At 69.5% G+C, this 11,830-nt stretch carries 13 protein-coding genes; 6 read left to right on the top strand and 7 right to left on the bottom strand.

Going from position 1 to position 11,830, the window contains the following annotated elements:
• Window positions 1-27: 27 nt before the first annotated feature.
• Genes AC0KS4_RS19595 through hglS form a run of 3 tightly spaced genes read right to left on the bottom strand, consistent with a single transcriptional unit; the run spans window position 28 to window position 3,497 of the window.
• On the bottom strand, window positions 28-690 hold the full coding sequence (locus AC0KS4_RS19595) for a TetR/AcrR family transcriptional regulator (protein ID WP_225329578.1): 663 nt from the start codon (window positions 688-690) through the stop codon (window positions 28-30).
• 54 nt (window positions 691-744) lie between these two features.
• Window positions 745-2,265, bottom strand: coding sequence for an L-piperidine-6-carboxylate dehydrogenase (gene amaB / locus AC0KS4_RS19590; RefSeq protein ID WP_238956715.1), 1,521 nt, complete (start codon window positions 2,263-2,265; stop codon window positions 745-747).
• Complete coding sequence (gene hglS, locus AC0KS4_RS19585) at window positions 2,262-3,497, bottom strand: 2-oxoadipate dioxygenase/decarboxylase (protein WP_238956714.1); 1,236 nt, start codon at window positions 3,495-3,497, stop codon at window positions 2,262-2,264. The genes amaB and hglS overlap by 4 nt, the downstream gene beginning before the upstream one ends.
• A 30-nt stretch (window positions 3,498-3,527) precedes the next feature.
• On the opposite strand from hglS, the gene AC0KS4_RS19580 reads away from it, so the two are divergent.
• The 6 genes from AC0KS4_RS19580 to AC0KS4_RS19555 all read left to right on the top strand — a co-directional run bounded on the left by AC0KS4_RS19580 (window position 3,528) and on the right by AC0KS4_RS19555 (window position 7,946).
• Complete coding sequence (locus AC0KS4_RS19580) at window positions 3,528-3,980, top strand: Lrp/AsnC family transcriptional regulator (protein ID WP_225329575.1); 453 nt, start codon at window positions 3,528-3,530, stop codon at window positions 3,978-3,980.
• Between the two features lie 63 nt (window positions 3,981-4,043).
• Window positions 4,044-5,384 carry an L-lysine 6-transaminase gene (gene lat, locus AC0KS4_RS19575; protein ID WP_225329574.1) on the top strand — a complete coding sequence of 447 codons (1,341 nt, stop codon included), beginning with the start codon at window positions 4,044-4,046 and terminating at the stop codon, window positions 5,382-5,384.
• Between the two features lie 159 nt (window positions 5,385-5,543).
• Window positions 5,544-5,927 (top strand): hypothetical protein, encoded by a 384-nt coding sequence (locus AC0KS4_RS19570; RefSeq protein ID WP_225329573.1) that lies wholly within the window; start codon window positions 5,544-5,546, stop codon window positions 5,925-5,927.
• Between the two features lie 47 nt (window positions 5,928-5,974).
• Window positions 5,975-6,286, top strand: a complete 312-nt coding sequence (gene usfY / locus AC0KS4_RS19565) for a protein UsfY (protein WP_225329572.1) — start codon at window positions 5,975-5,977, stop codon at window positions 6,284-6,286.
• Between the two features lie 437 nt (window positions 6,287-6,723).
• Window positions 6,724-7,161 carry an ATP-binding protein gene (locus AC0KS4_RS19560; protein WP_238956713.1) on the top strand — a complete coding sequence of 146 codons (438 nt, stop codon included), beginning with the start codon at window positions 6,724-6,726 and terminating at the stop codon, window positions 7,159-7,161.
• Window positions 7,158-7,946 carry an RNA polymerase sigma factor SigF gene (locus AC0KS4_RS19555; protein WP_067166076.1) on the top strand — a complete coding sequence of 263 codons (789 nt, stop codon included), beginning with the start codon at window positions 7,158-7,160 and terminating at the stop codon, window positions 7,944-7,946. The genes AC0KS4_RS19560 and AC0KS4_RS19555 overlap by 4 nt, the downstream gene beginning before the upstream one ends.
• On the opposite strand, the gene AC0KS4_RS19550 is transcribed toward AC0KS4_RS19555, so the two are convergent.
• From AC0KS4_RS19550 to AC0KS4_RS19535, 4 genes are all read right to left on the bottom strand, one after another.
• Complete coding sequence (locus AC0KS4_RS19550; protein WP_225329570.1) at window positions 7,917-8,351, bottom strand: STAS domain-containing protein; 435 nt, start codon at window positions 8,349-8,351, stop codon at window positions 7,917-7,919. The two genes, AC0KS4_RS19555 and AC0KS4_RS19550, sit on opposite strands and share 30 nt — an antisense overlap.
• Before the next feature lie 195 nt (window positions 8,352-8,546).
• Window positions 8,547-10,349, bottom strand: a complete 1,803-nt coding sequence (locus AC0KS4_RS19545; RefSeq protein ID WP_225329569.1) for an acetyl/propionyl/methylcrotonyl-CoA carboxylase subunit alpha — start codon at window positions 10,347-10,349, stop codon at window positions 8,547-8,549.
• 122 nt (window positions 10,350-10,471) lie between these two features.
• The gene (locus AC0KS4_RS19540; protein WP_225329568.1) at window positions 10,472-10,894 is read right to left on the bottom strand and encodes a SufE family protein; all 423 of its coding nucleotides are present in this window, start codon (window positions 10,892-10,894) and stop codon (window positions 10,472-10,474) included.
• 10 nt (window positions 10,895-10,904) lie between these two features.
• Window positions 10,905-11,819, bottom strand: coding sequence for a sulfurtransferase (locus tag AC0KS4_RS19535; protein ID WP_225329567.1), 915 nt, complete (start codon window positions 11,817-11,819; stop codon window positions 10,905-10,907).
• Window positions 11,820-11,830: the final 11 nt, after the last annotated feature.

The raw sequence follows: 11,830 nt of genomic DNA, 5'->3' as shown, positions 1-11,830 counted from the left end.
ACGGGGACCGACATGATGCCGCGGCGCTCAGGTGCGCGAGGTGTTCATCGCCTCGCCGAGCTCCTCCGGGATCTCGGGCACCCGCGCGATCGCGTCCAGCAGCGCGTGCGCGCAGGCATCGGCGAGCTTGTCGGCGTCGGTGGTGGGGTCGATGATCCGCTGCCGGCAGATCTCGAAGGTCATCGCCAGCCAGCCGTTCAGGATCACCCGCAGATGGCGCTCGACCTCGGGTTCCATGCTGGCCGCGGGGAGTTCGGCGATCAGCCGGTTGATCCGGGACATGATGTGTTCCATCTGGCGGTTCTTGGCGTCGTCCTCGACGCCCAGCAGAACCGGGTCGGACCGCCCCAGCCCGACGTACGCCGCCCACGCGGCCTCCGGGTTCTGCTCGTGGTAGGCCATGTAGGCCAGCACGCCGACCCGGATCTCCTCATACATGGTCAGACCGGTGACGTCGTCCATGTTGGTGTTCTCGTACAGGCGGTCGGCCTCGTCCTTGACCACCGCCGCGAAAAACGCTCGCTTGTCGGGGAAATAGTGGTACATCAGGGCCCGCGACACCCCGGCGCGTTCCGCGATCTCGTCGATGCGGACCTCGTCGTAAGGTCGCTTCCCAAAAACCTCTGCCCCTAAAGCGAGCAGCTCAGCGCGCCGATCCTCGGGGGATAGACGCCTTCGGGCTGTCGGCATGTGTCAGATAGTACTCATACGACATGAGACGACGGCCACAATGGATTCAACGCCTCAGCCGAACTCCACTCCCTGGGCCAGCGGCAACTCGCCGGAATAATTGACGGTATTGGTACTTTGGCGCATGTAGGCCTTCCACGAGTCCGTGCCCGATTCCCGCCCGCCGCCGGTTTCCTTCTCGCCACCGAACGCGCCGCCGATCTCCGCGCCGGACGTGCCGATGTTGACATTGGCGATTCCGCAGTCGGATTCGGCCAGGAACTGTTCGGCCTCGCGCAGGTCCGTGGTGAAGATGGACGACGAAAGCCCCTGCGGCACGGCGTTGTTGAGGGCTATCGCGTCGGCCAGCTCGTGGTAGGTCAGCACGTAGAGGATGGGCGCGAACGTCTCGCTCGCCACGATGGCGGTCTGCCCGGGCATGCGCACCACGGCCGGCGCGACGTAGTAGGAATTCGGCTGCTCGCGGCCCTGCGGGTGCCGGCGGTCGCCGTCGATGACCTCGCCGCCGTCGGCGCGCGCGGATTCCAGCGCCCCCACCATGTCGCGGTAGGCGGTCTCGTGGATGAGCGGCCCGATCAGGGTGCCGGGTGCACACGGGTCGCCGATGGGCAGTTGCCGGAAGGCGGACACGACGCGGTCCACCACCTCGTCGGCCACCGAGTGGTGGACGATGAGCCGGCGCAGGCTGGTGCAGCGTTGGCCGGCGGTGCCGGCGGCGGCGAACACGATGGCCCGCACCGCGAGGTCCAGGTCGGCCGACGGCGTCACGATGGCGGCGTTGTTGCCGCCCAGTTCCAGCAGCACCCGGCCGAACCGCGCGGCGACGCGGGGGCCGACCTCGCGGCCCATCCGGACCGAACCGGTCGCGGACACCAGCGCGACCCGGGGGTCGTCCACCAGCAGCCCGCCGAGGTCGCGGTCGCCCAGTATCAGGGAGCTCACCGCGGGCGGGGCGCCGACGTCGGCCGCGGCCCGGGCGATCAGCGCCTGGGTGGCCAGCGCCGTCAACGGCGTCAGCTCCGAGGGCTTCCACACCACCGGGTCCCCGCACACCAGGGCCAGCGCGGCGTTCCACGCCCACACGGCGACCGGGAAGTTGAACGCGGTGATCACCCCCACCACGCCGAGCGGGTGCCAGGTCTCCAGCAGCCGGTGTCCGGGGCGTTCCGACGCGATGGTGCGCCCGTAGAGCTGGCGCGACAGGCCGACGGCGAACTGGCAGACGTCGATCATCTCCTGCACCTCGCCGGCCGCCTCGGAGGTGATCTTGCCGACCTCGACGGTCACCAGGGTGGCCAGCTCGTCCTTGTGCGCCCTGAGCAGCTCGCCCAGGCGCGCAACCAGCGCGCCGCGGACGGGGGCGGGCGTGGTTCGCCACACCGAAAAGGCTTGGGCCGCTTGGGCGATCGTCGCATCGGCGCGCTCGGGTGTGGTGGGCGCGACGGTGAACAGCACCTCGCCGGTGATCGGCGTGCTGGCGGGCAACCCGTGGGCGTCCGGCTCGCCGAGGCTCGCGGTGACGCCGATGGCGTCGAAGGCCGTGCGAACCCGGGCGCGCAACTGTTCGGTGGTCATGAGCATGCCTTTTCGTAGAGGGCGTACGGGTCGGCGACGTCGCGGCCGATCGCCCCGGCCAGCCACTGCGCGTCGTAGCCGGATTCGTCTGGCGCGTCCGCGGTTTCGGCGTCGCAGTCCAGGTTCGACCGGAAGATGCCCGCCGCCGAGGCGGGCAGGAAGTCCTCGTAGACGATCGGCGCCGACGGGTCACCGCCGCGGTAGTAGCCCAGCCCCTCGGCGGCCATCCGCTCGTCGGTGGGCGGAAAGTGATCCGCCCACACCGCGGCCGGGTCGGCGGCGCTCATCGCGGCGTCGTAGCGCGCGCGGCCCTTCGGTGTCAGCGCGACACCGCGGGCCTCCACTTCGCCGAAGCGCACCCGCAGCGTCCCCTCGGTGATCCGACCGTCCTCGCCGCGGAACCGGCGGGGTTCGGCCAGGGCGCGAAAAGAGGTCTGGCGCAACAACACCGCCGGCCCGTCGGTGCGCGGCGGCCCTTGGATGGCGTCGATCATGGCGATGCCGCGCCCGGTCATCCGCCGGTACAGATCGTCGATGTCGAGGACGCGGGGCGTCAGGTGGTTGAGGTGGGTGGAGCCGGCGCCGGCGATGTCGGCGGCCACCGCGGACACCCGTGACAACTCGTCGTACCAGGACTTGTCGATGGGCTCGGCCGACAGGGCGAACGCCGCCACCGCCGCCGCGACGAACTCCCGCGCCCGGTCGGCGGTGCAGCCGTCCTCGGCGGTGACCTCACGCGCGCGGGCGAGCAGCGCGGGATCGAACAGTTGGCGGCGCGCCAGGAAGGCCTCGACGCGGCGGCGCAGGTCACGGTCGAAGAACCGCGCGTCGTGGGTGGCCAGCATCGAGGTGAACACCCGAAAAGGATTGAGCGACAGCTCGTTTGCATCGACGGGCCGGAAGGCGGTCGACACCACGGGGACGGGTGAGGCCGCGCAGCGCAGGTCGTAGTAGCCGACCGGCAGCATGCCGAACGCGGCGAAAAGGTCGGCGACCGCGGCCAGTTCGGCCGGGCTGCCCACCCGGATGGCGCCGTGCCGCTCGGCCGTGACGCGCCGCAGCGAACCGAACCGTTCGGCGTCGGGGTGGCGCGCCGCGACATCGGCGTTGACCCGCTCGCTCACCGCGACCAGGGTGCCGTAGGCGGGCACCTCGGCGGCGTACATCGCCGAGAGGCCCGCGGCGAAAAGCGCGCGAAGCTGCCACGTCGGCAGCCATTTCGCGCGGCTCACGGCGCGCCGTTCGTGCGATAGTCTCCGGCCATGAGTGAGACGCTCGACGACGTCGACCGGATTCTGGTGCGCGAGCTGGTCGCCGACGGACGCGCGACGCTGGCGGAGTTGGCGGCCAGCGCCCGGCTGTCGGTCTCGGCGGTCCAGTCGAGGGTGCGCAGGCTCGAGGCCCGCGGCGTCATCGCCGGATACTCGGCGCGCATCGACCCGGAGGCCGTCGGGCACCTGCTGTCGGCGTTCGTGGCCATCACTCCTCTGGATCCCTCTCAACCCGATGATGCGCCCGCCCGCCTCGAGCACATCGAGGAGATCGAATCGTGTCACTCGGTGGCCGGCGAAGAAAGCTACGTCCTGCTGGTGCGCGTCGCATCCGCCCGGGCGCTCGAGGACCTGCTGCAGCGAATCCGGACGGCGGCGAACGTCAAGACCCGCAGCACCATCATTCTCAATACTTTTTACACAGATCGGCAGCATATTCCATAAATTATCCTGTCACGGCGCAACAATAGTGTAAAAATACGCCATCATGCCCGTACCATGGGCGTCATGACGGCCGCCATGGAACGTTTCGCGCCCGCCGGTCGCCGTGTGGATGCCGACGCCGTCCACGCGGTGCTGGCGCGCAGCATGCTGGTCGACGGCTTCGACTTCGTCCTCGATCTGGACCGCTCGCAGGGCTCCTACCTCTGCGACGCCCGCGACGGCCGGCGCTACCTCGACATGTTCTCGTTCTTCGCCTCCTCGGCGCTGGGCATGAACCACCCGGCGCTGGCCGCCGACGACGAATTCCGGGCGGAGCTCGTCGCGGCCGCCCTGAACAAGCCCAGCAATTCCGACGTGTACTCGGTGGCGATGGCCCGCTTCGTCGAGACGTTCGCCCGGGTGCTGGGCGACCCGGCGTTGCCGCACCTGTTCTTCGTCGACGGCGGGGCGCTCGCGGTGGAGAACGCGCTCAAGGTGGCGTTCGACTGGAAGAGCCGGCTCAACGAGGCGCGCGGTGTCGACCGCGCGCTGGGCACCCGGGTGCTGCACCTGCGCGGCGCCTTCCACGGCCGCAGCGGCTACACGCTGTCGCTGACCAACACCAACCCGGTCACCGTGGATCGCTTCCCCACGTTCGACTGGCCGCGCATCGACGCCCCCTACCTCCGGCCGGGCGCCGACGTGGCCGCGCTCGAGGCCGCGTCGCTGGCCCAGGCCCGCGCCGCCTTCGAAGCCCACCCGCACGACATCGCCTGCTTCGTGGCCGAACCCATCCAGGGGGAAGGCGGGGACCGCCACTTCCGGCCCGAGTTCTTCGCCGCCATGCGCGAACTGTGCGACCGGCACGACGCCCTGCTGATCTTCGACGAGGTGCAGACCGGCTGCGGCCTGACCGGAACCGCTTGGGCCTACCGGCAATTCGGCGTGCAACCCGACGTGGTCGCGTTCGGGAAGAAGACCCAGGTGTGCGGCATCATGGCGGGCCGGCGGGTCGACGAGGTCGCCGACAACGTGTTCGCGGTGCCGTCCCGGCTGAACTCGACGTGGGGCGGCAACCTGGCCGACATGGTGCGCGCCCGCCGCATCCTGGAGGTGATCGAGGCCGACGAACTCTTCGACCACGCCGCCGCGCAGGGCGCCTACCTGCTGGGCTGCCTCGAGCAGCTCGCCGGCGAGTTCCCCGGCGTCGTCCTCGATCCCCGCGGCCGCGGCCTGATGTGCGCGTTCAGCCTGCCGAGCGCCGCCGACCGCGACGAGCTGATCCGCCGGCTGTGGCGGCGCGCGGTGATCGTGCTGCCCTCGGGCCGCGACGGCGTCCGGTTCCGTCCTGCGCTGACCGTCACGCGCGCCGAGATCGACGCGGCGATGCGGGCCATGCGCGCCGCGGTGACCGGCCTGACCTGAGACCGAGCCCGTTTGCCCCGGTTTGTCAGGGGGTACTTCTTAGAGCCGTCGGTGGCGAGCCGGCGTCGCGGCGCGTAACCAAAACGGTGCGGCGAGCGATGAACTTAGGCGGGGCCGGGGGCGGGGCACGCCGGGGCCGAATCCGGGGAGGTGAGGACGATGCAGAAAGCAGGCGAGCGACCAGGCGGTGATCGCCTGGGGCAGGAAGACCGCGAGGTGCTCGCCGCGGTCCGGTTCGCCGTCGCGGCGACGGCCGCCGCCGTCGGCTTCCTGCTGATCGCCGCGGTGTGGGTGAGCACGTGTCCGACCGGGGGCGTCGACACCGTGGCCTGCGGCCCGCCGCAGCGCACCCTGCTGGCGTTCGGCGGTCCGATGATCGCGCTGGCCGCCGGGATCTGGGCGTTCGTGCGCACCTACCTCGTGTGGAAGGCCCGCGGAACCTGGTGGGGATGGCAGGGCGCCGGCTGGTTCTTGCTGACCGTCATGGCGCTGATGGTCGCCATGGGCGTTGCCCCGATCGCCGGTCCGGTACTGGCCCTTTAGGTTTGCTTCCCCGCGATCTAACGTTGATGGTGCGGTGAGGAGCAGCCATGGGAGACACCTATCACGACCCCGTCGACCATCTCAGGACCACGCGGCCGCTCGCCGGCGAGTCGCTGATCGACGTCCTGCACTGGCCGGGATATCTGTTGGTGGTCGCGGGCGTGATCGGCACCTGCGGAAGCCTCGCGGCCTTCGCGACTGGACACCACCACGAGGGCATGACCGCCGGCGTCACGGCCGTCATCGCCGCGGCGCTGGGTCTCGTCTGGCTGGCGGTGGAACACCGCCGGATACGCAGGATCGCCGATCGGTGGTACTCCGAGCACCCCGAGGTGCTCAGGCAATGGCCCGCCAGCTAGGGCGCCGCCACCGAAACACCGTCCGCTCTCCGCTTTTTCCGGGGTGACCTGCCACGACGTCACCCGTTGTGAGTTTTTGCCGGAAACCCGGATCCGAGATTACGGGCGGCGGCGAGTGGGTATCAGGTGTGCACCATGATGAGTGCCGGAACGGTTGCGTTTGCTTGGACGGAAAAGACCTCACCCCATCATGGGGGACAAAATCACGAACACACCGACATAAATGCCTACTGCGAGCACCAACAAAACGATCAGCGTGACCCCGGCGATTACCGCGACGCGCCTAAGCCGGCGCGTCCGGTCTGCATCGGTCGTGTCAGGCCCGTCCACAGCGGGCCGAATACCCGGCGGCGATCATGACTAACCGGCTCGAACGCACGGTCCAGGGCGGGCTGAGGAGCAGTAGTAGTGTCAGTCAAACCATGCCGGGAGACCATATGAACGATGCTGGATCGCACGCCAACAAGCGTCCGCGCGGCCATCGCGCTGTCGAACTTCACGTCGCAGCGCGCCTGGAGAACCTCGCGATGCTGCGCACCCTGGTCGGCGCGATCGGCACCTTCGAGGACCTGGATTTCGATGCGGTGGCGGACCTGCGGCTCGCGGTCGATGAGGTGTGCACCCGGTTGATTCGCTCGGCCACTCCCGACGCGACGCTGAGCGTCGTGGTCGATCCGCAGGACGACCAATTGGTGGTGGAGGCCTCCGCGGCATGCGACACCCACGACGTGGTGGCGCCCGGCAGCTTCAGTTGGCATGTGCTGACGTCCTTGGCCGACGACGTCCAGACTTTTCACGACGGTCGCGAACCCAATGAAACCGGCAGTGTTTTCGGCATCACACTGACGGCGCGACGGGCGGCCTCCAGCAGGTGACACCGCGAGCTGCCGGCGGTTCGGTCTCGCGTCCGAACGAGTACGCCGATGTTCCGGACATGTTCCGTGAGTTGGCCTCCGTCGCGCCCGACTCCATGGAAGTTCAGCGCCAGCGGGACAAGATCGTCGAGCGCTGCCTGCCGCTGGCCGACCACATCGCGCGCCGCTTCGAGGGCCGCGGGGAACCGCGCGACGACCTCGTCCAGGTGGCGCGCGTGGGGTTGGTCAACGCGGTGGTGCGTTTTGACGTCGACGCCGGCTCCGACTTCGTTTCGTTCGCGGTGCCCACGATCATGGGCGAGGTCCGCCGCCACTTCCGCGACAACAGCTGGTCGGTCAAGGTGCCGCGGCGGCTCAAGGAACTACACCTGCGGCTCGGCACCGCGACCGCCGATCTGTCCCAACGGCTGGGCCGCGCGCCCACCGCGACCGAACTCGCCGCGGAGCTCGAGATGGACCGCGAAGAGGTGGTCGAGGGCCTGGTCGCCGGCAGCTCCTACAACACCTTGTCGATCGACAGCGGCGGCGGGGGCGAGGAGGAGGAAGCCCGCGCGATCGCCGACACCCTCGGCGATGTGGACACCGGCCTGGACCGCATCGAGGACCAGGAATCGCTACGCCCGCTGCTCGAGGCGCTGCCCGAGCGGGAACGCACGGTGTTGGTGCTGCGGTTCTTCGAGTCGATGACGCAAACGCAGATCGCCGAGCGGGTCGGCATCTCACAGATGCACGTGTCGCGCCTGCTGGCGAAATCGCTAACGCGGCTGCGGGACCAGTTGCAGTAGCGGCCGGGGGTTTTCGTCGTCGTCGACCCACAGCGGCTCCAGGAGCGGCTCGGCCTTGGGCGTCGTCACCGGGAGCTGGCCGTCCGGGTCGCAGACGCGCAGCAACCTGGCCACCGCCGGGCTCGGCGCCATGGCCCACGAGACCTGGGCGGCCGAGCACAGCACGTTGATCCGGTGCAGCGCCGAAAAGCCTGCGGTGCCAACGAATTTCAGGCCGCGCAGGTCGAGGACCACCCGTCGGGAGCGGTTGAGGCTCTTTTGGACGTAGGCGGCGAGCTGATCGGCGTTGGCCGCGTCGAGCTCGCCGTCGACCGTGATCAGGGTGCCGACCGGGCCCCACCGCGCAGTGAACTGCGCCGTGCGGCTTTGTTGCCAAGATTGGGCCACAGGCATTGCTGACTCCATCCTGTTGAGCAGGATTACTGCTACGGGAATAGTCAGGAATACGTCAACCGACTGCAAAAAGTTCGGAGAAGCAGGGAATTTCGCCTACCCCCACGCCATCGACGTATCCCGGGAGGCTGTGAACTCAACCTTGCCCGATACCCTACTCGCGGTAGCCAGGGGCGACAACGTTCCCTGTGAACTCTCTCAGGGCCGCTACTTGATCTCGGCGAGCACCGTGCCCTGCGTGATGGCGGCGCCGGCCTCGACGGCGAGCCCGGTGATGACCCCGTCCTTGTGCGCGGTGACCGGGTTCTCCATCTTCATCGCCTCGAGGACGACCACCAGGTCGCCGGTGGCAACCTCCTGGCCTTCCTCGACCGCGACCTTGACCACGGTGCCCTGCATGGGCGCGGTGACCGCGTCGCCGGAGGCGGCCGCACCGGCGTGCGCCCCCCGCTTGCGTGGCTTGGGCTTCTTGCGGATGACACCGGCCTCGCCGCCGCCGGAGCCGCCGTTGGACAGCGCCAGATCGCCGGGCAGCGACACCTCGAGCCGGCGGCCGCCGACCTCCACGACGACCTTCTGGCGGGGCCGGGCGTCCGCCTCCTCGTCCAGGGGCTCGCCGCCGGTGAACGGTTCGATCGTGTTGTTCCACTCGGTCTCGATCCAGCGCGTGTGGACCGAGAAGCTCTCGCCGTCACCGATGAACGCCGGGTCGCTCACCACGGCGCGGTGGAACGGGATGACCGTGGCCAGCCCCTCGACGTGGAATTCGTCCAGCGCGCGGCGGGAGCGGGCCAGCGCCTCCTCGCGGGTGGCGCCGTAGACGATCAGCTTGGACAGCATGGAGTCGAACTGGCCGCCGATCACCGAGCCGGCCTCGACGCCCGAATCCAGCCGGACGCCGGGCCCGGTGGGGATGTCGTAGCGGGTGACCGGTCCCGGCGCGGGCAAAAAGCCCCGTCCGGCGTCCTCGCCGTTGATCCGGAACTCGATGGCGTGCCCGCGCGGGGTGGGGTCCTCGGTGAGGTCCAGCTTCTCGCCGTTGGCGATCTTGAACTGCTGCAGGACCAGGTCGATGCCGGCGGTCTCCTCGGTGACCGGGTGCTCGACCTGCAGGCGCGTGTTGACCTCCAGGAAGGAGATCAGGCCGTCCTGGCCGACCAGGTATTCGACGGTCCCGGCGCCGTAGTAGTGGGCCTCCTTGCAGATCCGCTTGGCGGACTCGTGGATCTCCTTGCGCTGCGCGTCGGTCAGGAACGGCGCGGGCGCCTCTTCCACCAGCTTCTGGAACCGGCGCTGCAGCGAGCAGTCACGGGTGCCGGCGACGATGACGTTGCCGTGCTGGTCGGCGATCACCTGCGCCTCCACGTGGCGCGGCTTGTCCAGGTAGCGCTCGACGAAGCACTCGCCGCGGCCGAACGCCGCGACGGCCTCACGGGTGGCCGACTCGAACAGGTGGGGAATCTCTTCGATGGTGCGGGCCACCTTCATGCCGCGGCCGCCGCCGCCGAAGGCCGCCTTGATCGCGATCGGCACGCCGTATTCCTTGGCGAAGGCCACCACCTCGTCGGCGTCCTTGACCGGGTCGGGGGTGCCGGGCACCAGCGGGGCCTGGGCGCGGGCGGCGATGTGGCGGGCGGTGACCTTGTCGCCGAGATCGCGGATGGACTGCGGGCTGGGGCCGATCCAGATCAGGCCCGCGTCGATGACCGCCTGGGCGAAATCGCCGTTCTCCGACAGGAATCCGTAGCCGGGGTGGACGGCGTTGGCGCCGGACTTGGCCGCCGCGTCGAGGAGCTTGCCGAAGTCCAGGTAGGACTCCGCGGACGTTTGACCGCCCAGCGCGAACGCCTCGTCGGCCAGACGCACGTGGGGCGCGTCGGCGTCGGGTTCGGCGTACACCGCCACGCTGGACAGGCCCGCGTCGCGGGCCGCGCGGATCACCCGGACAGCGATCTCGCCGCGGTTGGCGACGAGGACTTTGGAGATCCTCGAGCTGGCGTGACTGGCCACAGCGCCTCCTGTATGGCATCGGTCGCAGACGTATTTCTGCGGGCTTCTCTAAGAGAATTTCTTACAACGAGTTCTCGGGAAGTCTAAGCGCCGCGCCGTTGGGCCGACGAGGCGGTCCGGGTTTACCCGGTCGGCTCGCGCAGCCTGCGCTTGATGCGGGCGAGCATCGCCGAGAGGCCGCGCAGCCGTAGCGGACTGATCAGCGCGGCCAACCCGAGGTCGTCGTAAAAATCCTCGGGCACCGCCAGGATGTCGGCGGCGGGCTGCTCGTCCAGACCGGTCGCCAGGATCGACGCGAAACCCCGGGTGGTCGGCGATTCGGCGGGCGCGCTGAAGTGCAACCGCACCCGGTTCGGGTCGCTGGCGTCGACGTGCAAGAACAGCGGGGTCTGGCACTCGGGCACCGGCTCCATGGCCCGCTCTTCCAGCTCGGGCGGCAGGTCCGGCAGCTCGTCGGCGAATTCCAGCAGCAGCTTCAGCTTGTCCTGGCCCTCGACCTCGGCGAAGTCGGAGACCACCTCGGCCAGCGGCGCGGGCATGCTCATGGCGCACCCATCAGACGGAGACGCGCCCCGGTGCGGGCCCCGGTGCTGGTCCCGGTTCCTGGCCCGCGACGATCGGGGTGCGCACGGTGTTGCCCCATTCGGTCCACGATCCGTCGTAATTGCGCACGCCGGGCTTGCCCAGCAGGTGCGTCAGGACGAACCAGGTGTGGCTGGACCGTTCGCCGATGCGGCAGTACACGACGGTCTTGTCGTCCGGCTCGAGGAAGCCGTAGAGCTCCTCGAGCTCGTCGCGGCTGCGGAATCGGCCGCTCTCGTCGACCGCCTTGGCCCACGGGATCGACCGGGCGGTCGGGATGTGGCCGCCGCGCAGCACGCCCTCCTCGGGGTACTCGGGCATGTGGGTGCGCTTGCCGGTGTACTCGTCCGGCGAGCGCACGTCGATCAACGGCTGGCTGCCGAGAATCTCCAGCACGTCGTCCTTGAACGCGCGGATGGGCTCGTCGTTGCGCGTGACGACGGGGTAGCCGGTGGACGTCTTGGTGGGGACGTCCAGCGTGGTCTCCCGGCGTTCGGCCAGCCACAGGTCGCGGCCGCCGTTGAGCAGGCGCACATCCGGGTGACCGAAAAGCGTGAACACCCACAGCGCATAGGCGGCCCACCAGTTGCTCTTGTCGCCGTAGATCACCACGGTGTCGTCGCGGGCGATGCCCTTGCGGTCCATCAACTCCGCGAACTGCGCGCCGTCGATGTAGTCGCGGACCCGGGGGTCGTTGAGGTCGGTGTGCCAGTCGACTTTCACCGCGCCGGGGATGTGGCCCACGTCGTAGAGCAATACGTCCTCGTCGGACTCGACGATCACCAGGCCGGGGGTGCCCAGGTGGGCGGAGAGCCAGTCGGCGGTGACCAGTCGCTCGGGGTGGGCGTAGTTCGACAGTGTCGGGCTTGGATCGGGGGGTAATGCCACGTTGCCGAGCC

This window comes from Mycobacterium sp. NTMscope_MAC_12, from assembly GCF_976985675.1.
Note: the sequence above shows the minus strand (reverse complement) of the source record. Positions and strands in the feature narration are given on the sequence as shown.

Bases quoted from the DNA above. Each gene is read 5' to 3' on its own strand.
- AC0KS4_RS19560 (WP_238956713.1), top strand. From the start codon at position 6,724: ATGAACGATGCTGGATCGCACGCCAACAAGCGTCCGCGCGGCCATCGC.
- AC0KS4_RS19540 (WP_225329568.1), bottom strand. From the start codon at position 10,894: ATGAGCATGCCCGCGCCGCTGGCCGAGGTGGTCTCCGACTTCGCCGAG.
- lat (WP_225329574.1), top strand. From the start codon at position 4,044: ATGACGGCCGCCATGGAACGTTTCGCGCCCGCCGGTCGCCGTGTGGAT.
- usfY (WP_225329572.1), top strand. From the start codon at position 5,975: ATGGGAGACACCTATCACGACCCCGTCGACCATCTCAGGACCACGCGG.
- AC0KS4_RS19550 (WP_225329570.1), bottom strand. From the start codon at position 8,351: ATGGAGTCAGCAATGCCTGTGGCCCAATCTTGGCAACAAAGCCGCACG.
- amaB (WP_238956715.1), bottom strand. From the start codon at position 2,265: ATGACCACCGAACAGTTGCGCGCCCGGGTTCGCACGGCCTTCGACGCC.
- AC0KS4_RS19595 (WP_225329578.1), bottom strand. From the start codon at position 690: ATGCCGACAGCCCGAAGGCGTCTATCCCCCGAGGATCGGCGCGCTGAG.
- AC0KS4_RS19570 (WP_225329573.1), top strand. From the start codon at position 5,544: ATGCAGAAAGCAGGCGAGCGACCAGGCGGTGATCGCCTGGGGCAGGAA.
- AC0KS4_RS19580 (WP_225329575.1), top strand. From the start codon at position 3,528: ATGAGTGAGACGCTCGACGACGTCGACCGGATTCTGGTGCGCGAGCTG.